Genomic DNA, 21,360 nt, shown 5'->3' with positions numbered 1-21,360 from the left:
CCGAGCCGAGCGCGGACGCTGGGCCGCCGACCGGCTCATGAGCCCGCCGCCGACCCGCCGGCCGGCCCGCCGAGGCCGTCCTCGGCGGCGGTGACCGCGGCCCGCACCGGCCCGGCCCGCGCCCTCGCCCGCGCCCGCGCCGGGCCGACCGGCAGACGCGCCGGCAGCCCACCGACCGTCACCTCGGCCACCACCTCGACGGCGTCCCCCGTCCGGTCCACCGTGCAGGACACCAGGCCGGCGCCCTGCGCGGCGGCGATCCCCTCGGCCCGCCCGCACCCGCCGTCCGGGTCCAGCAGCAGCCGGTCCGCGGCCGCGAGCGCCGCCAGGTCGGCGGCCGACTCGGCCCGGTGCCGCGCGGCGACCACCGCTCCGACCGCGATCGTCCCGGCGAAGACCGCCGTGCCGAGCATCGCCAGGGCGAGCAGCCAGACCGTCGCCGAACCGGCGTCCGGCCCGCGCCCGCCGACGGCGGCCGCCCGGGCGGTACGCGTCCTCGCCCACCACCGCGCCCCCGACCGCACCCCGGTCAGGCCGGCCGTGAACCACCACCTCCCGCGATTCCCGCACTTCCCGTGACCCCCACGAGGGTGTCCTCCCGCGCCGCCACCGCGGTCGCGCTCAGCCGTACCGCGAGCAGCCCGCCGAGCCTGCCCGGCGCCCCGCACGGCGCGTCCACCTCCACCCGCACCACCTCCACCGCCATCGCCACCCGTACCTGAGCCCCCGGCGGCGCGGCCGCGCGGGCGAGTTCGGCGGCGTCCGCCTCCCCGCGTGCGGCCGCCCTGGCCCCGACCCGGGCCGCGTCCACACAGCGGATCTGCGCGGCCGCCGCCAGCACGCCCCAGATCAGCATCGCCGCGAGCAGGACGAGCGCTGGCAGGGCCACCGCGGTCTCCGCCGTGACGAAGCCCGCATCGCCGCGCCGGCCCGGCCGCAGCGACCACGCCCGCCCACCACCACGTGCCGCCGCCAGGCCGGGGTGAGCCCTCGGCCTCCCGCCATCCGCCCGGAGGCGGTGCGCGGCGGCGTCGGGGTGCGTGCACCGAACGGCGGCGGAGGGGCAGGACGCGGTGGGGGCACCTCCCGGCCGAAGGCCGGGGGCCACCGGGCGGCCTACGCCAGCGCGACGAGACGCGCTCCCCAACGCCGCCGCGCAGACGGGAGTTCGTGGACGGTCGCTAGGTCGCATGAAGCGCCCGTTCCAGTGAATCGGTCAGCGCCCCCATGATGGTCGCGCTGGTCACCACCTTGTACAGCCCGGCCGCGAGGGCACACGCGGCCAAGGTGCCGACGGCATATTCCGCCGTGGTCATCCCGGCGTCCGACCGGCCCCGGCTCCGGGCCATCCCGCGCATCCGGTGGGCCGCCCAGCGGCTCCTGCGCCGCCATACCCCGGGCGCGTGCCGGAGCGCGAGCCCGCTGCCGGGCCTCGTTGCGATCACTGCGGTCATGAATCTCTCCTGTCTCCGAAATACGAAATACGAAATACCGATGCCCCCGCCGTACCGATGCCCCCGGCGCCGTCTACGCGGCTGCCGCCGACGCCGCTGCCCACGGATCCGCCGCCGATCCGCTTGGCGCGGCCCTCGTTCACCCGCCCTGGGCGAAGCGGGTGGTGAGGCCGATGACGACCGGCACCACGCCGATCAGGACGAAGGCCGGGAGGAAGCAGAGCCCGAGCGGAGCGGTGGCGAGCACCCCCGCCCGGCGGACCCGGGCGTGGGCCGCCCGGGCTGCCGCCGTCCGCCGCCCCTGCGCGAGCCCGATCAAGGGCCCGGCCGCCGGAGCCCCGCCGAGGCTCGTCCGGACCAGGCAGCGCGCCAGCGGGGCCAGCGACGGGTGCTGCTCGCCCAGACGGCTCCAGCACAGTTCCGGCGGTGCGCCCAGGGCCAGTTCGGCACCGATCGCGACCAGCCGGGGCCCCATCGGTGCCCCCACGCTCCGGCCGACCGCCGACACCGCTGCCGAGGGTGAGGCCGCCGAACCGAGGCAGGCCGCCAACAGCTCCGCACTCAGCGGGAGTTGCCTGGTCAGCAGCTCCTCCTCCAGGACCGCCCGCCGCTCCGTCGGGGACCGCACCCGGGCCGACCACCGGTGCACACCCGCCGCAAGCAGCGCCCCGACGACCACCCCGACGGCGCCGCCGAGCAGCACCGCCGCGCCGGCCCCGGCGCCCACCGCCAGGGCCACGGGCCGCCACCGCCCGCCACCGCCGCCACCACCACCAGAAGCCGACGCCCCCACCCCCGCCCCCGGCGACACCCGCGCCAACACCCGGCCGAGCGCCCGCCGCTGTCGCGCCCACCCGCGCACCAGCACCGCGCCGGCCACCACCACCGGACCCCCGACGACCACCCACCCGACTCCCCGATTCACCCCGACACCACCTCCGCCCGTGTCCGCACCCGCGCCCGTACCCGTGAGAGCCCGCAGCTCCCGCCGCCACCAGCGCCCCGCACCCCGGCAGCCCGCCGGGGCGCCTCCAAGGCGCCCTGGGCCGCCGCCCGGACGATGCGCGCCGTCCAGAGCACGCCCAGCCCCTCCAGTGCCGCCCCCGCGGCGAGGCACCCCAGCCCGGCCGGCGTGTGCAGCAGGACGCCCACCGGCCGGGCCCCAAGCGCCGCCCCCAGCAGCAGCCCGGCGGCCGGCAGAGCGGCCAGGACGGCGATCGTGGTCCGCGGGCCCGCCAGCTCCCCGGCGATCTCCTCCGCCAGCGCCCGCTCGCCGCGCAGCGCCTCCGCCACCCGGTCCAGCGCGACGGCCAGCCCCGACCCGCCGTCGGACGCGACCCGCCAGCAGGCCGCTATCGCCGACGCGCCGCTCCCGCCCGGCAGTTCGGCGAGCAGGTGCAGCGCGGCGGGCACGTCCCCGCCGTACCGGCCCGCCGCGAGCCGCGCCACCGGCTCCTCGCCGAGCCTGCGCAGCCCGTCCGGGTCGGCCGCGAGGCGGGCCGTGACCAGGTACAACGCCTGCTCCGGCGTCGCCCCGCTGCGCAACTCCCCTGCCAGCCCTGCGCAGAGCTCCACCACGGCGGCCGCCCGCCGCCCGGCCTCCACCGTCACGCGCCGCCGCAGCCGCCACCGCCGCAGCGGCAGCACGGCCAGCCCGGCGGCGAGCACCGGCAGCGGCGAGGAGGTCGCTTGCCCGACGGCCAACCCCACAGGCAGGAGCAACAGTTCGGGAGCCCTCCAGCCGGACGGTCGCGGCCGAGCGCGCCCCGTGGTCACCGCCGGCGGGCCCGGCACCGGAACGGGCGGGGGCCCGCCGCCGGCCAGCACCAGCCTGTACCGCCGCCCACCCGGCAGCTGCTCCTGCACCGCACGCCACGCAGCGAAGGCCACCAGGCACAACACCAATGCCCAGCAGAAAGAACTCTGATCACCCATCACGTCAGGAACCTCCCGGTCGTCGGTCTTTCCTGTTCCACACCCCGAGCAGCGTCAGGGCGCCCGCCACACACCCGCCCAGCAGCAGGACGAACGCGAGTTCCACCGCCCGCGCCCCCGCACCCGCCAACCCGGCCACCGCCGCCGTCACGTCGGCCCCGCCCCGAGCGACACCCCGCGCACCGCCAGCAGCCCGACCAGTCGCTCCCAGCCCGCCCCGGGGACCAGACCGCCCACCACCGGGAACTCCACCGCCGGGGTGGTGACGGCCAGCCCGTCACGGCCGGCGGCCAGCGTGTGGATCTCCGCCACCCGGCGGCGCCCCGAGCCCGGCTCCCTGACCAGGTGCACCACCAGGTCGAGCGCGGCCCGGAGTTGGCTGTGCAGCGCGGGCCGGTCGAGCCCGGCGAGCGAGCCCAACGCCTCCAGCCGGACCGGCACGTCCGCCGCCGTGTTGGCGTGCACCGTGCCGCAGCCGCCTTCGTGCCCGGTGTTCAGCGCGGCCAGCAGGTCCGACACCTCGGCCCCGCGGACCTCTCCGATCACCAGCCGGTCCGGACGCATCCGCAGCGCCTGCCGGACGAGGTCCCGCAGCGTGAGCTCACCCAGCCCCTCCTGGTTGGGCGGTCTGCTCTGCAACCGGACCACGTGCGGATGGGCCGGCCGCAGTTCGGCGGAGTCCTCCGCGATGACGATCCGCTCCTCCGGCCCGACCAGGCCGAGCAGGGCCGCGAGCAACGTGGTCTTGCCCGTGCCCGTCCCGCCGGACACCAGCAGCGACAGCCTGGCCCGCAGGATGCCGGCCAGCAGGCCGGCGCCCTCCGGCGGCAGCGCCCCGCCCGCCACCAGTTCGTCGAGCGTGAACGGCTGGGGTCGGCAGACCCGCAGCGAGATGTGCGTGCAGCCGGCCGCGATCGGCGGCAGCACGGCGTGCAGGCGGGTGCCGTCCGGCAGCCGGGCGTCCACCCAGGGCCGCGCGTCGTCCAGCCGCCGCCCGGCCGCGGTGGCCAGCCGGTGGGCCAGCCGCCGTACCGCCTCGGCGTCGGCGAACCGGATTCCGGTGGCCCGGTGCAGGCCGCCGCCACGGTCGACCCACACCTCGTCCGGACCGTTCACCAGGACGTCCGTGACGTCGGGCGCCGCCAGCAGCCGCTCCAGCGGGCCCGCACCCACCAGTTCGGCACGCAGCGAGCGCACGGTGTCCAGGACTTCGTCCCCGCCGAGCGGCGGCCGGGTGGCCCGCAGCACCGCCGCGACCGACCCGGCCGTCGGGGCGGCACCCGACTCGGCCAGCCGCAGCCGGACCGCGTCCACCAGCTCCGCCGTCCGCTCCTCCCGGGCGGTGCGCCCGTACGGGCAGGGGTGGCGCGGCGCTTCGGGTGACCCGCCGGGCGGCGGCACGCTCCTGAGCGGCCGGTGCTCCCGCGCACCCTCGCCCCGGCTCTTCGGACCGCCCCCCGCCCGCACGGTGGGGCCTGTTCTGCGCAGACGGACCATCAGTACACACCTCCTCCGACCGCCGGCACCGGCGGCAGCACCTCGTCCAGGAAGGTCTCGCAGAAGCGCGCGAGCGGGCCGCCGTCCCGGATTCCGGGCGGGACGCCCTTCTCGACGTCCTCCGCCAGACCGGGTTCCGGCTCCAACTCCCCCGCGAGCTCCAGCCGCAGCCCGCGGGCGATCCGGTGGGCCGGGAGTCCGAAGGTGCGCGGCGACCGCACCACCGCCCGGACGTCCCCGAGCCGCATCCGGGTGGCCGCCGCGACCCGGTCGGCGGCGGCCACCGCGCGCAGTTCGGCCGGCACCACCAGCAGCGCCAGGTCGGACTGCTCCAGAGCCTGCCCGGCGGCCGCGTCGAGATGGCGCGGCACGTCGACGACGACCAGCCCGCCACGCCGCCGGGAGGCGGCCAGCACGCTGCGCATGGCCTCCGGCGGCACGGTCAGGGTGTCGCCGCGATCCCAGGACAGGCAGGAGAGCGCGGAGAGCCGTTTGAGCACCGGTAGCGCCCTGGCCAGTTCGACCCCGCTGACCCGCCCGCGCGAGCCGGCCAGATCGGGCCAGCGCAACCCGCGGGCCGCCTCGCCGCCGAGCAGGATGTCGAGGCCGCCGCCCAGCGGATCTCCGTCGATGAGCATCGTCCGCCGCCCCGCCCGCGCGGCCGTGACCGCGAGGGCGCAGGCCAGGGTCGAGGCTCCGGCCCCGCCCCGGCCGCCGAGCACGGCGACGGTGAGCGCCGGGGAGCCGGCGCCCTCGGCCGCGTCGGCGATCCGGTCGAGCAGCCAGGCCTCGGCGTCGGGGAGGAACAGCACGTGTTCGGCGCCGAGTTGGACGGCTCTGACCCACACCCCGGCGTCGTCGAGGTCCAGCCCGAGCAGCAGCACCCCGCCGCGCCGGCCGAGCCCGGCGCACCGGGCGGCCTGGTCGTCCCCGATGAGCACCAGTGAGGCGCCCTCCCAGAGCTCGCGCGGCGGTGGTGCGCCCCGGATCAGCCTCGGTTCGGTGCCGGCGGCCGCGCAGAGCCGCAGCAGGTGCTCGGCCAGGCCCTCGTCCTCGGTGACGACGAGCGGGCCGCTGGCCCCGGGCCCTTCGGTGGTGGCGTGGTCGGCGATCGGCGTCGACATGGCGGGCTCCCCTCTGCGCCGACGGCCGCCAGGGGCGGTCCGGGGCGCACGTCGGACGGTTCCGGCGAACGGCCGCCCGGCAGACCTCGTGGGAGAGAGGGAAGGTGAGATCCGCCCGGCGACCGCCGCCGACCATCACGGTGGGGGGAGATCGGGATTCCGTCATCCACGATGCGAATACCTGTGGATAACTCGTGGGCTGTGGAGGAAAACGTTCACCCGGGCGAGGGATTTATCGTCAAAGAATTGACGATCGGGGATCACGGATGCGAACCGGAAGCCCGTCGCACCCTCGCCGGCCACCCGACGGACCCTCCCGGCCGCCCCCTCGGGCACCCCGCCGCAGCAGCTCTGCCCACCGATCGGAACCAGCCGAAGAGCCACGGGCAGCCATGAGCAAACAGCGACGCAGAGTGACGAAAGGTGGTCAGTGGACCAGGGTGTCGACACCCCCTGTACACCGTCGACGGGGCGACCGCGGCGCTCGCCGCGAGGGGCCTTCAGGGCCTAAAAATGGCCCCGGACGTGCGACGACCCCCGCCGGGGGGGAGAGCGGGGGTCGTCTATCCACGGCCCGACTCGGGGGGGAGGAGCCGGACCGGGTTAGCACGGTCGCGAACGATCCGTGACTTCCATGGTGTACCCGAGCGGCCAGAAACACAAACCCGCACGCCCACGAGTACACCGAATGGCGGCCTGTTTTGCGGCTCCCTCTATCCTCGGTTCCCGTGGACACCACCGAGAACGCCGACGACCACGCCGACGAGTCCCCGGGCGAGGCCACCGGGCCCGCGCAGACCCGCTCACCCGTTCGCCCCGGGCCGGGCGGGCCGCGCACGGCGGCCTTCTTCGACCTGGACAAGACCATCATCGCCAAGTCGAGCGCGCTGGCCTTCAGCCGCCCGTTCTACCAGGGCGGTCTGATCAACCGTCGGGCCGTACTGCGCAGCGCGTACGCCCAGTTCGTCTTCCTGGTCGGCGGCGCGGACCACGACCAGATGGAGAAGATGCGCGAGTACCTCTCCTCGCTCACCCGGGGCTGGAACGTCCAGCAGGTCCGCGAGATCGTCGCGGAGACGCTGCACAACCTGATCGACCCGATCATCTACGACGAGGCCGCCTCACTGATCGAGCAGCACCACGCGGCCGGTCGGGACGTGGTGATCGTCAGCAGTTCGGGCTCCGAGGTGGTCGAGCCGATCGGCGCGCTGCTCGGCGCGGACCACGTGATCGCCACCCGGCTCAAGGTCGAGGACGGCTGCTACACCGGCGAGATCGAGTACTACGCCTACGCCGAGAACAAGGCTGCCGCCATCCGGGAGTTGGCCGAGTCCGAGGGCTACGACCTGGCCGCGTCCTACGCCTACAGCGACTCCTCCACCGACCTGCCGCTGCTGGAGGCCGTCGGCCACCCGTCGGCGGTCAACCCCGACCGCGCGCTGCGGAAGGAGGCGCAGGCCCGGGAGTGGCCGGTGCTGGTCTTCGACCGGCCGGTGGAACTGCGGCGGCGGCTCCCGGAGTTCTCCGCGCCGAGCGGCTCGGTGCTGACGGCCGTGGCGATCGGGACGGCGGCCGTGACCGCCGGGGTCATCTGGTACCTGGCCCACCGGCGCCGCCCGGAGGCCTGAACCGCCCGCCGCGGCCCGCAACGCGGGCAACCACGAACCCCGCAACGTGGGGCAAATCAGACAATCAGCACAGAGTTCTCTTTTCGGGTTCCCCTTTCGCCCGAAACGCGATACAAATGAAGCACGGCCCGCGAGACCCGGTCAGGACCCGAAGAGGTCAAACCGACAACGCAGTTAAGGCCCCACGGACCGCGTGTACAGGTAACCGAGCACCCACATGCAGCCGACCCGCTGTCGGGCCGCTGGACCAGACGAACGGGCAGGATCCCCGTCTGATCAGCACTTCCGGTGCATGCATGGTCACCCGGTATCTGCACCAGCGGCGGCACCAGGCAGGATCGGGTGCCGCCGCATCTTCGTGCCGGGAGCGCCAGAACCGCCCGCGGCCCCCGCCCGCGCCGCGCCCGCGGCCCCCGCCCGCTCAGACCATCCCGCGCTGCATCGCCTCGCAGACCGCCGTACTCTCCCGCACCCCGAGCCGCAGCGCCCGCCCGCAGTGCGCGATCCAGGCCGCCATCCCCTCGGGCGTGCCCGCCAGGTAGCCGGCCAGGGCCCGCCGGTAGGCGTCGGTGCCGAGTTCCGCCAGCCCGACCTCGGCCGGGCAGATCGACTTCGGGTCGAGCCCCTCGGCGAGCAGCACGATCCGCTGGGCGGCCCGCGCGATCACGCCGTTGTACGCGCCGAACGGCCGCAGCGCGAGCAGTTCGCCGTGCACCACGGAGGCGACCACCAGGGCCGGCGTCCCCACGCCCTGGCCCTCGGCGCGCGCCACCAGCAGTCGGGAGAGCTGGTCGAGCCGGGCCGCGACCTCCTCGGCACCCGGGGCGGGCGGCAGCACGGGCAGCGGTTCGTCCACCTGGACGACCTCGACGCTCTCCACCGGCTCGAGCCCCAGCGGGAACAGGTCCTCGACGCCTTCGCCCGCGCGGCGGGGCCGCCCGGCGGACGGCTCGCCGTCGCCGACGGCGAGCAGGTGCAGCCGGGCCAGCACCTGGAGCGGCGAATGCCGCCAGATGCTGAGCAGCTGGCCGGCCTCGGCGGCGATCCGCAGGGCCGCGCCGACCGTCCGGGCCCCGGGGTCCGCGCTGAAGTCGCTGCGGCGCCGGACCTCCTCCAGCGGCCAGTCGGCCCCGGCCAGCGCCGCCGACGCGCGGGCGCCGCGCAGCGCGGACTCGGAGGTGACCTCGGCCGCGCGGCGGCGCATCACCCGGTGGCCGTAGAGCCGGTCGACGGCCTTGCGGACCTCGGCCACGGCGTCGGGCACCCCGGGGAGCTGGGCCAGCGGGGCGAGGGGATCTGTTCCAGTGCTCACCTACCCGAGAGTAATGAACAGCCGCCCCCTCCCGGAACAGCAACCCCGGATCACCCGTTAGAGGCAATCCTCACTTCCCTCCGCCGAGGAGGCCCAAACCCCGGCTAGCATGGCCACTATCGGAGACGATAACTATTTCCACTTAGGGCGCCTCGGCACGTGCGGCCCCTGAGCAGGTGGCCCCGAGCGCGGGCCCAGAGCGAGAGCCGGAGTCCCAGATGAAGATCGCCTTCGTCGGCAAGGGCGGCAGCGGGAAGACCACGCTGTCCGCACTGTTCATCCGCCATCTGGCCGCCGCGGGCCGGCCGGTCATCGCCGTCGACGCCGACATCAACCAGCACCTGGGCCCGGCCCTGGGTCTGACGGATGCCCAGGCCGCGGAGCTGCCCTCGCTCGGCGCGCACCTGCCAGAGATCAAGGAGTACCTGCGCGGCAGCAACCCGCTGATCCGCTCGGCCGACGAGATGATCAAGACCACGCCGCCCGGCCGGGGTTCGCGCCTGCTGCGGATCGTCGAGGAGAACCCGGTCTACGCCGCCTGCGCCCGCCCGATCGCCCTGGACGAGGGATCGGTCCGACTGCTGGCGACCGGCGCCTTCACCGAGGAGGACCTCGGGGTGGCCTGCTACCACTCCAAGGTCGGCGCGGTGGAACTGCTGCTCAACCACCTGCTGGACGGCCCCGACGAGTACCTGGTCACCGACATGACGGCGGGCTCGGACTCCTTCGCCTCCGGCCTGTTCACCCGCTTCGACCTGACCTTCCTGGTGGCCGAACCGACCCGCAAGGGCGTCTCCGTCTACCGCCAGTACAAGGACTACGCCCGCGACTTCGGCGTCCGGCTGCGGGTGATCGGCAACAAGGTGCAGGGCCCGGACGACCTGGCGTTCCTGCGCCGGGAGGTCGGCGACGACCTGCTCACCACCTTCGGGCACTCGGACTGGGTGCGCCGTCTGGAGCAGGGCGCCGAGCCGCCGCTGAAGTCGCTGGAGCCGGCCAACCGGGCCGTCCTGGAGGAGCTGCGAGCCGAGGCCGAGTCCGCGTACGGGCAGCGGGACGTGCGCCGCTACACCGAGCAGGCCGTGCTCTTCCACGTGCGCAACGCGGAGAGTTGGGCCAACGCCAAGGTCGGCGTCGACCTCGCGGCCCAGGTGGACGAGGCCTTCGTGCTGGGCGGGGTCGGCGAGCGGCCCGCCCCGGCGGGTGCGCTCGCCTGACGCCGCTCCGCCCGAACGGGCCGTGGCCCTCCCCCCTTCCCCGGGGAGGGCCACGGCCCGTTCCGCACGTCCGGACCGCCCGGCGCCACCGAACGCCCGGCCGTCCCCGGCTTCGCCAGCAGATTCCCAGCGGTTCGAACACCACCCAATGGGGTGAATCGGGGGGTTTTCCCCTTCCCTCCCGGAATGACGCTGTGCAAAGCTTTCATTACCCTCGGTTTACCGAGTCTTGATGGTCCGTCCCGACGGCCCTCGGCGAGACGTCCCGCACCTCGCCCAGGTCTCTGGCGGGCCCTGATGGTCGAGGTCCGGCCGGTGACACCCGCACTCCCCGCCGCGCCCACGCCATCCCGCCACACCGTCGCGACCCACGACAGCCGATCCGCCCCGGAGCCCCACCCCGGACTCACCGCCGGACCTGACTGCGTTCGTTCCCCCGGACAGACGGGAAGACAATGACCCTCGACATCTCCAGCGCCCCCATCGCCTCCGACACCACCGACCACGCACCACCGGGCCCCGGCACCAAGGCCCGCTGGGCCCAGGACCTCTCAGCCTCCCTGGTGGTCTTCCTGATCGCCGTGCCGTTCTCCCTCGGCATCGCACTCGCCACCGGCGCCCCGCTCACCGCCGGCCTCGCCGCCGCGGCCGTCGGCGGCATCGTCGTCGGGCTGTTCGGCGGCACCCCGCTCCAGGTCAGCGGCCCCTCCGCCGCGCTGACCGTGATCACCGCCGGACTGATCGTCCAGTACGGGTGGCGGGCCACCTGCGCCATCACCCTGGCCGCCGGGCTGCTCCAACTCCTGCTCGGCGTGCGCCGGGTGGCACGGACCGCGCTCGCCGTCTCGCCCGCCATCGTGCACGGCATGCTGGCCGGGGTCGGGCTCACCATCGCCATCGCGCAGTTGCACGTCGTCCTCGGCGGCTCCCCGCAGAGCTCCGCGATCGCCAACCTCCTCGCGCTGCCAGGCCAGTTGGCCGGGCCGCACCCGCCCGCGCTGCTGGCCGGATCGGTGACCGCGGCCGTCCTGTTGGGCTGGCCCCGACTCGGCCGACTCCCCGGCCGCGCGGGCGAGTTCGGCGCCAGGCTGGCCAAGGTGCCGGGCCCGCTGGCCGCCGTCGCCACCGCGACCGCGCTCGCCCTGGCCCTGGACCTGCGGCTCGCCCACATCGGGCTGCCCGCCTGGCAGCCGCACGCCCTCGTGCCCGCGCTGCCGCACGGCCCGCTGGCCGGAGTGCTGGCCGCCGTCCTGACCGTCACCGCCGTCGCCAGCGTGGAGTCGCTGCTGTCCGCCGTCGCGGTCGACCGGATGTCCCGCCGCACCGGCGACCTCGACCGCGAACTGCGCGGCCAGGGCCTGGCCAACATCGTCAGCGGGCTGGTCGGCGGGCTGCCCGTCGCCGGCGGCGCCGTCCGCAGCACCGCCAACGTGCGGGCCGGCGGCCAGAGCAGGTGGTCCTCGGTGCTGCACGGCGTCTGGGTGCTCGCCGCCGCACTGGCGCTGACCGGCGGGCTGCGCCGGATCCCGCTGGCCGCGCTGGCCGCGCTGGTGCTGGTGGTCGGGCTGCAGATGGTGAGCTTCGCGCACATCCGCAACGTGCACCGGCACCGCGAGTTCCCGGTCTACCTGACCACCGTGCTCGCCGTGGTGGCGCTCGGCGTGCTGTGGGGCGTCGCGCTCGGCGCCGGCACCGCCGTGCTGCTCGCGCTCTACCGGCTGACCCGCGCCCACGTGGACGTGCTGGCCGGCCCGGCCGGCGTGGTCACCGTCCAGACGCACGGGCCGCTCACCTTCACCGCCGTGCCCCGGCTGAGCCGGGCGCTGGCCGGGATCCCCTCCAGCGCCGAGGTCACCGTGGTCCACGACGGCTCCTTCCTGGACCACGCCGCGTACGAGACGCTGCACAGTTGGCGGACGGGCCACCAGGCCGCGGGCGGCCGGGTCTCGATGGTGACGCGCCGCAGGGACGACGAGGTGCTCGACCCCGACGGCACCGTCCGGGCGGGCAGTTCACCCGGTCCGCACCGCTGCCGGGCCTGGACGCCCTGGGTCGGCCACCACTGCATCGAGCAGCAGGAGGACCCGCACGGCCGGCTGCTGGACGGCGTCCGGGTGTTCCAGCAGCACACCGCCCCGCTGATCCGGCCCGAACTCGCCCGCCTGGCCCGGGAGGGGCAGACGCCCTCCCAGCTCTTCCTGACCTGCGCGGACTCCCGGATGGTCACCAGCATGATCACCAACAGCGGCCCGGGGGACCTGTTCACCGTCCGCAACGTCGGCAATCTGGTGCCGGCCCCGTACGAGCCCGGTGCGGCCGACGACTCGGTGGCGGCCGCGGTGCAGTACGCGGTCGAGGTCCTGGAGGTCGGCTCGATCACGGTCTGCGGCCACTCCGGCTGCGGCGCGATGAAGGCCCTGCTGGACGGCGTGCACGAGCGCCCCGGGCCGCCCACCCCGCTGGCCCGCTGGCTGCGCAACGGCCGCGGCTCGCTGGACCGGCTCCGCCGGGTCCCCGCCGGGTTCGACGCGCGGCCGGTGGTGGACCTGGTGGAGCAGCTCTGCATCACCAACGTGGTCCAGCAACTGGACCAACTGCTGGCCAACCCGGCCGTGGAGCGCCGGGTGGAGGAGGGCACCCTGCGACTGGTCGGGATGTACTTCGACTTCGCGACCGCCCAGGCCTACGTGCTCGACCGGGCCGAGGGGACGTTCAGTCCGATCGAGGCGCGCATCGGGACGGCAGCGGCCGGAACGACCGCCGGCCGGTCAGCGCCAGGGGCACCGCCGACCGGGTCGCCGGCGGGCGACACGCCCGAACGGGTGAATGAGGATGGCCGGGTTCCCGCCGACGGCGCCGAGGACGGCCCCTGGCTGGCCGCCTGAGAGCCGGGCCCGCGTCCCCGCCGGGCGGGCCGGGGCGCGGGCCCTCCGGCCGCCGTACGGCGCACCGCCCAGAGGCGGTGCGCCGTACGATGGTCCGTTCGACTGCCGGTCAAAGGTCTACACCAATTACCCGGAGGCTCTTGTCAAGTGCCCCATTCGCCTGGTGAGCTGTGCGCTGGGACACACGGGACAATCCCCACGCACGGGATCGTCTCCGATCATGACTCGATGAGGAGTGCGCGTTGAGCAACGAGAGCCTGGCCAACCTGCTCAAGGAGGAGCGGCGATTCGCCCCGCCGGCAGAGCTCGCCGCCGCCGCCAACGTCACCGCGGCCGCGTACGCGCAGGCCTCCGAGGACCGCCTGGGCTTCTGGGCCGAGCAGGCCCGCCGCCTCAGCTGGGCCGTCGAGCCGACCGAGACGCTGGACTGGTCCAACCCGCCCTTCGCCAAGTGGTTCGCCGACGGCAAGCTCAACGTGGCCTACAACTGCGTCGACCGCCACGTCGAGGCCGGACTCGGCGACCGGGTCGCGATCCACTTCGAGGGCGAGCCCGGCGACAGCCGCTCGATCACCTACGCCCAGCTCAAGGACGAGGTCTCGCAGGCCGCCAACGCGCTGCTGGAGCTCGGCGTCCGCAAGGGCGACCGGGTCGCGGTCTACCTGCCGATGATCGCCGAGGCGGTCGTCGCGATGCTCGCCTGCGCCCGGATCGGCGCCACCCACTCGGTGGTCTTCGGCGGCTTCTCCGCCGACGCCGTCGCCTCCCGCATCGAGGACGCCCAGGCCAAGCTCGTCATCACCGCCGACGGCGGCTACCGCCGCGGCAAGCCGTCCGCGCTCAAGCCGGCCATCGACGAGGCGCTCACCAAGGTCGACGGCGTCGAGCACGTCCTGGTGATCCGCCGCACCGGGCAGGACATCGCCTGGACCGAGGGCCGTGACGTCTGGTGGCACGAGATCACCGCGCGCCAGTCCACCGAGCACACCCCCGAGGCGCACGACGCCGAGCACCCGCTGTTCATCCTCTACACCTCGGGTACCACCGGTAAGCCCAAGGGCATCCTGCACACCTCGGGCGGCTACCTCACCCAGGCCAGCTACACCCACCACGCGGTCTTCGACCTCAAGCCGGAGACCGACGTCTACTGGTGCACCGCCGACATCGGCTGGGTCACCGGCCACTCGTACATCGTCTACGGCCCGCTCTCCAACGGCGCCACCCAGGTCATCTACGAGGGCACTCCGGACACCCCGCACCAGGGCCGGTTCTGGGAGATCGTCCAGAAGTACGGCGTGACGATCCTCTACACCGCGCCGACCGCGATCCGCACCTTCATGAAGTGGGGCGACGACATCCCCGCGAAGTTCGACCTGTCCTCGCTGCGGGTGCTGGGCAGCGTCGGCGAGCCGATCAACCCCGAGGCCTGGATCTGGTACCGCGAGCACATCGGCGCCGGCAAGACCCCGATCGTGGACACCTGGTGGCAGACCGAGACCGGCGCCATGATGATCAGCCCGCTGCCGGGCGTCACCGAGACCAAGCCGGGTTCGGCCCAGCGCGCCCTGCCGGGCATCGCGGCCACCGTGGTTGACGACGAGGCCAACGAGGTCCCGAACGGCTCCGGCGGCTACCTGGTGCTCACCGAGCCGTGGCCGTCCATGCTGCGCACCATCTGGGGCGACGACCAGCGCTACATCGACACCTACTGGTCGCGCTTCGCGGGCCGCTACTTCGCCGGTGACGGCGCCAAGAAGGACGAGGACGGCGACATCTGGCTGCTCGGCCGGGTCGACGACGTCATGCTCGTCTCGGGCCACAACATCTCCACCACCGAGGTCGAGTCCGCCCTGGTCGGCCACCCGTCGGTGGCCGAGTCCGCCGTGGTCGGCGCCGCGGACGCCACCACCGGCCAGGCCATCGTCGCCTTCGTGATCCTGCGCGGCGGCGCCACCGAGAGCCCGGAGCTGGTCGAGGAGCTGCGCGCGCACGTCGGCCGCACGCTCGGCCCGATCGCCAAGCCGAAGCAGGTCAAGGTGGTCGGCGAGCTGCCGAAGACCCGCTCCGGCAAGATCATGCGCCGTCTGCTGCGCGACATCGCCGAGGGCCGCGAGGTCGGTGACACCACCACCCTCGCCGACAGCACGGTGATGAGCCAGATCCAGGCCCAGCTGCCGCCGGCGGGTGGCAACGGCTGAGCCGGCCGACACGGTGAAGCGTGCCCCGGGCGGTGGTCACCGCCCGGGGCACAGCCATGCCGTGAGTCCGAAGCCCGCTTCCGGTCGGCCGCCGGGGTGTGCCAGCGGGGCGGCCGGGGCGGGGCGGCCGGGGCCGGGCGGCGCCTGCGACCGACGGCAAGGGCGACGGAGACCACAGGGACGGCAGAGACGACAAGGACGACAGGGACGACAGGGCCGCGTTCACCCGTCTGCGAGCGGCCTAGGCCATTCGGGTGCCGTGCCACTGCTCCTCCGGAGTGCAGAACCAACCCGCAGGGCTTAAGTCCTTGAATAGGACAATCCGGATGTCACCCGAACGATCCCCTAGACTGTTAACGACGCATCAAGATCCCTGAACGGGAATCCGAGCGTCACAGGGCGCGCCGGGAAGTCTGGTCGGCAACTGCACCACACGTGCATCCGTTGCCGCTCCCAGCCCCTCAGGAGGTCCTCGTGACCGACCAGCCGCCCGTCCACGAGCCGACGACCCGCCGCCGGCAGCTGCTCGGCCGGCTGTCCCTGCCCGAGCGGACGTTCATCACCGACGCCCTGCGCACCGAGACCGTCGGCGGCGTGCTGCTGCTGCTCGCCGCCGTGGTCGCACTGGTCTGGGCCAACGTCTGGCCACACGCGTACGAGAGCGTCCTCGACTACACCGTCGGGCCGTCCGCCCCGCTGCACCTCGACCTCACCCTCGGCAACTGGGCCAAGGACGGCCTGCTGACGATCTTCTTCTTCGTGGCCGGGATCGAGCTCAAGCGCGAGTTCGTCGCGGGCGAGCTGCGCACCCCGAGCGCCGCGCTGCTCCCGGTGGTGGCCGCCGTCTGCGGGGTCGCGCTGCCGGCGATCCTGTTCGCCCTCGTCAACTCGGGCAGCGGCGGTCACCCCAGCGGTTGGGCCATCCCGACCGCCACCGACATCGCCTTCGCGCTCGGCGTGCTGGCCGTGGTCGGCAGCCACCTGCCGTCCGCCCTGCGCGCCTTCCTGCTCACCCTCGCCGTGGTGGACGACCTGATAGCGATCCTGATCATCGCGGTCTTCTACAGCTCCGGCATCAAGTTCTGGGCGCTCGGCCTGGCCTTCGCCGGCCTGGTGCTGTTCTGGTTCCTGCACCGGCGCGGGGTGCACGGCTGGTACCTGTTCGTACCGCTGGCCGTCGTGAACTGGGCGCTGATGCACGAGAGCGGCATCCACGCCACGGTCGCGGGCGTCGCGATGGGCCTGATGCTGCGCTGCCACCGGGAGGGCGACGAGCAGCACTCCCCCGGCGAGCACATCGAGCACCTGGTCCGTCCGCTCTCGGCCGGCCTGGCCGTCCCGGTGTTCGCGCTGTTCGCCGCCGGGGTGACGATCTCCGGCCCGACGCTGCGCGAGGTGTTCACCCAGGCCACACCGCTCGGCATCGTCATCGGCCTGCTGGTCGGCAAGACGGTGGGCATATTCGGCGGCACCTGGCTGGCCGCCCGGTTCACCCGGGCCGAGCTGAACCCGAAGCTCAAGTGGGCCGACATGTTCGCGGTCTCGGTGCTCGCGGGCATCGGCTTCACCGTCTCGCTGCTGATCAGCGAACTGGCGTTCCGCGACGACCTGGCCCTCGCCGACCTCTCCAAGACGGCCGTCCTGGTCGGCTCGCTGCTCTGCGCGACGGTGGCCACCGTGCTGCTCAAGCTCCGCAACCGGCACTACCGCGAGCTGTGCGAGGAGGAGGAGCGGGACGTGGACGGCGACGGCGTCCCGGACGTCTACCAGGAGGACGACCCGGCCTGGCGGGCCCGGGCCGCCGAGCTCGCCCCTCGGCCCGACGGCGAGGGGCCGGAGAAGCCCCGCTGAGGCCCGTCGGCGGCCCGGCAGCGCCCGGACACGTCCCCCCGGCGGGGCCCCGGAGTGGTGTGCGGCTGACCGGTAGGGGCATGATTCTGAGCTGTCGACAGTCCACTGACGCCTCCGGGCCCCTCCGGCCCCCCGAACCGCACCACGCGGCGGCGTCACGCCGCACAGCCGCAGAGGAGAACCGCTGATGCCCGCAGGAGCCGCAGACCCGTCCAGCAACGGCCGGGCGCCCTACGAGGGCGAGCGTTCGGTGGGGCAGCTGTTCGCGGCGGCCACCGCCGACCTGTCCGCACTGGTCCACGACGAGATCGCGCTCGCCAAGGCCGAGATCCGGGCGGACGTCAAGCGCGGCGTCTCCGGGGGCGTCTCGCTGGGCGTCGCCGCCGTGGTGGCGCTGGCCGCCGTCCCGATGCTGAGCGCCGCGGCGGCCTTCGGCATCCACGCGCTGGGCCTGTCGCTCGGCTGGTCTTTCCTCATCGTGGCCGGCGCCTACCTGCTGCTCGCGGTGCTGCTCGGGCTGATGGCCTGGCGCTCGTTCAAGCGGATCGAGAAGCCGCACCGCACCATCGAGGGCGCCCAGAAGACCGCCGACGTGCTGAAGAACGCCCGGCCGCGCCCGGCCACCAAGGAGGAGATCGACCGGGCCCTGGGCCGCATCCCGTAACGGCCCTTCCGGTGGCGGCGCGCAGCCGCCCGCCCGGACCCGCCGGGAGCGAGTACCGGGCGCCGTCCGGCGCACGGATGTGACACGCTCTCGGTATGCCGCTTGACCAGAAGCCCGTGCCCGCGCAGCCGTCCGCCGACTCCGGACCCGACCTGGCACCCGGGGGGGAGCCCGCCGAGGAGACCCCCGACACCGCCCCCGACGGCGGCGCCGAGGCCTGGAGCGTCCGGCAGAGCGGCCCGTGGACGCACCGCGACCTCGCGGCCAACGGCGCCCGGTTCCACATCGCCGAGCTGGGCTCGGGCCCGCTGGTGCTGCTGGTGCACGGCTGGCCCGAGTACTGGTGGGCCTGGCGCCACCAGCTGACCGCGCTCGCCGAGGCCGGCTACCGGGCGGTGGCGCTCGACCTGCGGGGCATCGGCGGCAGCGACCGCACCCCGCGCGGGTACGACCCGGGCAACCTCGCCCTGGACATCACCGGGGTGATCCGCTCGCTCGGCGAACGCCGGGCGCACCTGGTCGGGCACGCCGCCGGCGGCACGCTGGCCTGGGTGGCGGCGGTGATGCGCCCGTCGGTGATCCAGAGCCTCACCGTGGTCTCCGCCGCGCACCCCCGGGACCTGCGCCGGGCCCTGCTGACCGACCGCCGCCAGGCTGCCGCCTTCGAGCACGTGCTGGGCTTCCAGCGGCCGTGGATACCGGAACGCCGCCTGGTGGCCGACGACGCCGCGCTGGTCGGCCGCTACCTGGACGCCTGGGCCGGTCCGAACCGGCTGGACGAGGAGGCGGTGCACGCGTACCGGCAGGCCATCCAGATCCCCAGCACGGCGCACTGCTCGATCGAGCCGTACCGCTGGCTGCTGCGCTCGATGGCGCGCCCGGACGGCATCCAGTTCGCCCGGCGGATGAAGAAGCCGATCACGGCGCCGACCCTGCACGTCCAGGGCGCGGCGGACCCGGTGCTGCTGTCGCACACCGCGCTGGGCGGCGGCGAGTACGTGGCGGCGCCGTACCGCTGGCGGCTGATGCCGGGGGTCGGGCACTTCCCGCACGAGGAGGCCCCGGAGCAGTTCACCGCGGAGTTGCTGGACTGGGTCGGCCGTCACAAGGAGTGACGGCGCAGGAGCGGCGAAGGGGCCGGGAGGGAAGGGCCCTTGGTCCCAACTCCCTTGATCTGACGCACATATGACAACCGCATAGGCCAATTTGGACGCGTGCCCGGCGGTTACCCCCACCGGCCCAGGGGCATCCATTCCGGTATGACCTGGATGCCCGATCGCGGCGGCGCCCCGCGCGCCCGACGCCACAACAGCTCCCAACGCTCCGCCCACCGCCCCGACTGGGCGGACGACCTCGGCTACGACGGCCCCGACCGCCGTCCGCGCCCGGCGCAGCGGCAGCTCGGCATCCCCCGCATCCTCGGCCGCCGCGCCCGCTGGGTCGGCGCACGACTGCGGCGCGAGACCTGAGGCCTCGCGCCGCGTCATCCGGCCGGTCGGTCCCGTCGGCCGGGTCGGCCGGCCGATCGGTTCGGCCGGTCGGGCCGGACGGTCAGTTCACGATCGTCGGCGACACCGCGGTGAACCAGAGCAGGACGAAGGTCGCCACCGACATGATCGGCACCAGCACCTTGGTCTCGACGTTGTTGCCGCTGCGCTTGATCAGCACCACCTCGTAACGCTCCTTGTGCGGCCAGAGCAGCGGCGCGCCCTTCTTGGTCAGGCAGTCGCCCAGCAGGTGCGCCAGGGTGCCCAGCGCCACCGCGTACGGCAGCCAGCCCGGCGAGTTCGGCATCCAGGTGTTCATCCCGAAGGTGCCGAGCGCGGACAGCCCGATGACGGTGATCCAGCTCTCCGGGCCGTCCCCCGGCGGGCAGAGCCGCAGCGCCCGGATCGCGAGCGCGATCAGGAAGAACGTGAGCACCAGGGTGAAGTTGCGGCCCAGGTAGGTGACGCCCGCCCAGGTGCCGGCGCCCATCAGCGCGACGAACAGCAGCGAGTGGGTGGCGTGCCGGTGCCCGCCGGAGGCCCAGGCCACGAAGCGGCAGAGCGCTTTGGAGATCGGCCCCAGGAAGTTGGCGATCGAGCCGTCGTGGTGGTCGAGGTCCGGCAGCAGGGCCGCCCCCGCGCACAGCACCGTGCCCATCAGTATGTCCGCCGGCTGCAGCGTGGTGTGCAGCAGCAGCGGGGGCAGGAACGGCGCGGAGGCGGCGTACAGCATCGCCCCACTGACCGCGTGCGAGTGACCCATCATCGGACTACCACGACCTCCCGTAAGACTCACTCCGGGACGGCGCCCGGTTGAGCCGAACGGGTGAGCGCGGCAGAGGCTACCAGGGCGGACTGACGGTGTGACGGATATCGGATCGTCGGATCCGGCGCGTCGGACCGCCCCGGGGCCCGGTCAGAGCGCGCAGCCCTGGGTGTCCACCCGGGTGCTCGCGGTGCCGCCCTTCTCCGCGTCCTCCCGCACCTCGGCCGCGGTCAGCACGTACCCGGTGTCGGCGCTGTCCAGCGACTTGGCGAACACCACGCCGTAGACCTGGCCGTCCGGAGTGAGCAGCGGGCCGCCGCTGTTGCCCTGGCGGACCAGCGAGCGGACCGAGTAGACGTCGCGGACCACCTGGCCGCGGTGGTAGATGTCCGGGCCGTTGGCCTGGATCCGGCCGCGGATACGGGCCGGCTGGACGTTGAAGGCGCCGTTCTCCGGGAAGCCCGCCACGATCGCGCTGTCGTTGGTCTTCGCCTCGCCCGCGAACGACAGCGGGGGCGCGTTCAGCTTGGGGACGTCCAGGACGGCGATGTCGCGCTGCCAGTCGTAGCGGACCACCGTCGCGTCGTACAGCTGGCCGACCCCGCCGATCTGCACGGTCGGCTCGTCGACCCCGCCGACCACGTGGGCGTTGGTCATCACCCGGTGCGGGGCGAAGACGAAACCGCTGCCCTCCAGGGTCTTGCTGCAGGAGGTGGCGGTGCCCACCACCTTGACCAGGCTCTGCTTGGCCCGCGCCACCGCCGGGCTGCCGGCCAGCGCCGGGTCGGGGGTGTCGACCTGGGTGATCGGCTCGTGCTCGAAGGGGTTGAAGACCTGCGGGAAGCCGTTGCGGGCCAGCACCTTGGAGAAGTCCGAGAACCAGTTCGGCGCGTCGTCGGGCAGCGCGTTCTGCACGCCGCCGAGGATCGCCGAGGAGCGGACCTGCTTGGACACCGTCGGCAGCGACGCCCCGGCCAGCGCCGAGCCGATCAGCCAGGCCACCAGCAGCATCGAGACCACGTTCACGGCCGCGCCGCCGGTCGCGTCCAGCACCCGCGCCGGACGGCGGCCGATGTGGCCCCGGAGCTTCCAGCCGAAGTGCGCGGTGACCGCCTGGCCGATCGCGGCGCACACGATCACCACCACCACGGCCACCACCGAGGCCGTCGTGCCCGGGCTGAGGTGGTCGAGCAGCAGCGGCAGCAGTTGGACGGCCAGCAGGCCGCCGCCCAGGAAACCGACCAGGGACAGGACACCCACGACGAAGCCCTGCCGGTAGCCCGACACGGCGAATGCCACGGCAGCGGCGATCAGCAGCACATCCAGGACGTTCACCCGGACA

18 protein-coding genes are annotated in these 21,360 nt (G+C 74.2%); 8 read left to right on the top strand and 10 right to left on the bottom strand.

Going from position 1 to position 21,360, the window contains the following annotated elements; all coding sequences use genetic code 11:
- Positions 1 to 35: 35 nt before the first annotated feature.
- The 7 genes from AB0O19_RS26870 to ssd form a co-directional block, all read right to left on the bottom strand.
- Entirely contained in the window at positions 36 to 524 is a 489-nt protein-coding gene (locus AB0O19_RS26870) for an Rv3654c family TadE-like protein (protein WP_363623082.1), read from the bottom strand.
- A 5-nt stretch (positions 525 to 529) separates the two neighbouring features.
- Positions 530 to 889 (bottom strand): TadE family type IV pilus minor pilin, encoded by a 360-nt coding sequence (locus AB0O19_RS26865; protein WP_363623080.1) that lies wholly within the window; start codon positions 887 to 889, stop codon positions 530 to 532.
- Between the two features lie 292 nt (positions 890 to 1,181).
- Positions 1,182 to 1,358 carry a DUF4244 domain-containing protein gene (locus AB0O19_RS26860; protein ID WP_107453058.1) on the bottom strand — a complete coding sequence of 59 codons (177 nt, stop codon included), beginning with the start codon at positions 1,356 to 1,358 and terminating at the stop codon, positions 1,182 to 1,184.
- Between the two features lie 235 nt (positions 1,359 to 1,593).
- The gene (locus AB0O19_RS26855) at positions 1,594 to 2,358 is read right to left on the bottom strand and encodes a type II secretion system F family protein (protein WP_363623078.1); all 765 of its coding nucleotides are present in this window, start codon (positions 2,356 to 2,358) and stop codon (positions 1,594 to 1,596) included.
- A gap of 17 nt (positions 2,359 to 2,375) precedes the next feature.
- Positions 2,376 to 3,158 carry a type II secretion system F family protein gene (locus AB0O19_RS26850; protein ID WP_363623076.1) on the bottom strand — a complete coding sequence of 261 codons (783 nt, stop codon included), beginning with the start codon at positions 3,156 to 3,158 and terminating at the stop codon, positions 2,376 to 2,378.
- A gap of 378 nt (positions 3,159 to 3,536) precedes the next feature.
- Positions 3,537 to 4,886 carry a TadA family conjugal transfer-associated ATPase gene (locus AB0O19_RS26845; RefSeq protein WP_363623074.1) on the bottom strand — a complete coding sequence of 450 codons (1,350 nt, stop codon included), beginning with the start codon at positions 4,884 to 4,886 and terminating at the stop codon, positions 3,537 to 3,539.
- Positions 4,886 to 6,010: a septum site-determining protein Ssd gene (ssd, locus tag AB0O19_RS26840; RefSeq protein WP_363587423.1), complete on the bottom strand. Its 1,125-nt coding sequence runs from the start codon at positions 6,008 to 6,010 to the stop codon at positions 4,886 to 4,888. The genes AB0O19_RS26845 and ssd overlap by 1 nt, the downstream gene beginning before the upstream one ends.
- 728 nt (positions 6,011 to 6,738) lie before the next feature.
- On the opposite strand from ssd, the gene AB0O19_RS26835 reads away from it, so the two are divergent.
- Positions 6,739 to 7,638 (top strand): HAD-IB family hydrolase, encoded by a 900-nt coding sequence (locus tag AB0O19_RS26835; protein WP_363587425.1) that lies wholly within the window; start codon positions 6,739 to 6,741, stop codon positions 7,636 to 7,638.
- Between the two features lie 421 nt (positions 7,639 to 8,059).
- Here AB0O19_RS26835 and AB0O19_RS26830 read toward each other — a convergent pair whose 3' ends face one another.
- Positions 8,060 to 8,950, bottom strand: coding sequence for an oxidoreductase (locus AB0O19_RS26830; protein ID WP_363623072.1), 891 nt, complete (start codon positions 8,948 to 8,950; stop codon positions 8,060 to 8,062).
- A 218-nt stretch (positions 8,951 to 9,168) separates the two neighbouring features.
- On the opposite strand from AB0O19_RS26830, the gene AB0O19_RS26825 reads away from it, so the two are divergent.
- The 7 genes from AB0O19_RS26825 (at position 9,169) to AB0O19_RS26795 (ending at position 19,234) form a co-directional block, all read left to right on the top strand.
- Positions 9,169 to 10,167: an ATP-binding protein gene (locus tag AB0O19_RS26825; protein WP_363623070.1), complete on the top strand. Its 999-nt coding sequence runs from the start codon at positions 9,169 to 9,171 to the stop codon at positions 10,165 to 10,167.
- A 455-nt stretch (positions 10,168 to 10,622) separates the two neighbouring features.
- The gene (locus AB0O19_RS26820; RefSeq protein WP_363623068.1) at positions 10,623 to 13,052 is read left to right on the top strand and encodes a SulP family inorganic anion transporter; all 2,430 of its coding nucleotides are present in this window, start codon (positions 10,623 to 10,625) and stop codon (positions 13,050 to 13,052) included.
- A gap of 242 nt (positions 13,053 to 13,294) precedes the next feature.
- On the top strand, positions 13,295 to 15,250 hold the full coding sequence (gene acs, locus AB0O19_RS26815) for an acetate--CoA ligase (RefSeq protein ID WP_363623066.1): 1,956 nt from the start codon (positions 13,295 to 13,297) through the stop codon (positions 15,248 to 15,250).
- A 474-nt stretch (positions 15,251 to 15,724) separates the two neighbouring features.
- On the top strand, positions 15,725 to 17,101 hold the full coding sequence (gene nhaA / locus AB0O19_RS26810) for a Na+/H+ antiporter NhaA (protein ID WP_363623064.1): 1,377 nt from the start codon (positions 15,725 to 15,727) through the stop codon (positions 17,099 to 17,101).
- A 187-nt stretch (positions 17,102 to 17,288) separates the two neighbouring features.
- A complete protein-coding gene (locus AB0O19_RS26805; protein WP_063348673.1) occupies positions 17,289 to 17,765 on the top strand; it encodes a phage holin family protein in 477 nt (158 codons plus the stop codon).
- Positions 17,766 to 17,860: 95 nt separating this feature from the next.
- Positions 17,861 to 18,880 carry an alpha/beta hydrolase gene (locus AB0O19_RS26800; protein ID WP_363579681.1) on the top strand — a complete coding sequence of 340 codons (1,020 nt, stop codon included), beginning with the start codon at positions 17,861 to 17,863 and terminating at the stop codon, positions 18,878 to 18,880.
- A 144-nt stretch (positions 18,881 to 19,024) separates the two neighbouring features.
- Entirely contained in the window at positions 19,025 to 19,234 is a 210-nt protein-coding gene (locus AB0O19_RS26795) for a hypothetical protein (protein ID WP_063348672.1), read from the top strand.
- An 82-nt stretch (positions 19,235 to 19,316) separates the two neighbouring features.
- On the opposite strand, the gene AB0O19_RS26790 is transcribed toward AB0O19_RS26795, so the two are convergent.
- Complete coding sequence (locus tag AB0O19_RS26790; RefSeq protein ID WP_363623062.1) at positions 19,317 to 20,015, bottom strand: metal-dependent hydrolase; 699 nt, start codon at positions 20,013 to 20,015, stop codon at positions 19,317 to 19,319.
- 153 nt (positions 20,016 to 20,168) lie between these two features.
- Positions 20,169 to 21,353 carry a MarP family serine protease gene (locus AB0O19_RS26785; protein WP_363579683.1) on the bottom strand — a complete coding sequence of 395 codons (1,185 nt, stop codon included), beginning with the start codon at positions 21,351 to 21,353 and terminating at the stop codon, positions 20,169 to 20,171.
- Positions 21,354 to 21,360 lie beyond the last annotated feature (7 nt).

Origin of the sequence: Kitasatospora sp. NPDC091276, assembly GCF_040684355.1 — a bacterium.
In the GTDB taxonomy this organism is placed as follows: domain Bacteria; phylum Actinomycetota; class Actinomycetes; order Streptomycetales; family Streptomycetaceae; genus Kitasatospora.
This window is presented reverse-complemented; position numbering and strand designations above follow the sequence as displayed.

Excerpts from the sequence above, each read along its gene's own strand:
- AB0O19_RS26860 (WP_107453058.1), bottom strand. The coding sequence starts at position 1,358 with ATGCGCGGGATGGCCCGGAGCCGGGGCCGGTCGGACGCCGGGATGACC.
- AB0O19_RS26845 (WP_363623074.1), bottom strand. The coding sequence starts at position 4,886 with ATGGTCCGTCTGCGCAGAACAGGCCCCACCGTGCGGGCGGGGGGCGGT.
- ssd (WP_363587423.1), bottom strand. The coding sequence starts at position 6,010 with ATGTCGACGCCGATCGCCGACCACGCCACCACCGAAGGGCCCGGGGCC.
- AB0O19_RS26825 (WP_363623070.1), top strand. The coding sequence starts at position 9,169 with ATGAAGATCGCCTTCGTCGGCAAGGGCGGCAGCGGGAAGACCACGCTG.
- AB0O19_RS26820 (WP_363623068.1), top strand. The coding sequence starts at position 10,623 with ATGACCCTCGACATCTCCAGCGCCCCCATCGCCTCCGACACCACCGAC.
- AB0O19_RS26805 (WP_063348673.1), top strand. The coding sequence starts at position 17,289 with ATGCCCGCAGGAGCCGCAGACCCGTCCAGCAACGGCCGGGCGCCCTAC.
- AB0O19_RS26800 (WP_363579681.1), top strand. The coding sequence starts at position 17,861 with ATGCCGCTTGACCAGAAGCCCGTGCCCGCGCAGCCGTCCGCCGACTCC.
- AB0O19_RS26795 (WP_063348672.1), top strand. The coding sequence starts at position 19,025 with ATGACCTGGATGCCCGATCGCGGCGGCGCCCCGCGCGCCCGACGCCAC.
- AB0O19_RS26790 (WP_363623062.1), bottom strand. The coding sequence starts at position 20,015 with ATGGGTCACTCGCACGCGGTCAGTGGGGCGATGCTGTACGCCGCCTCC.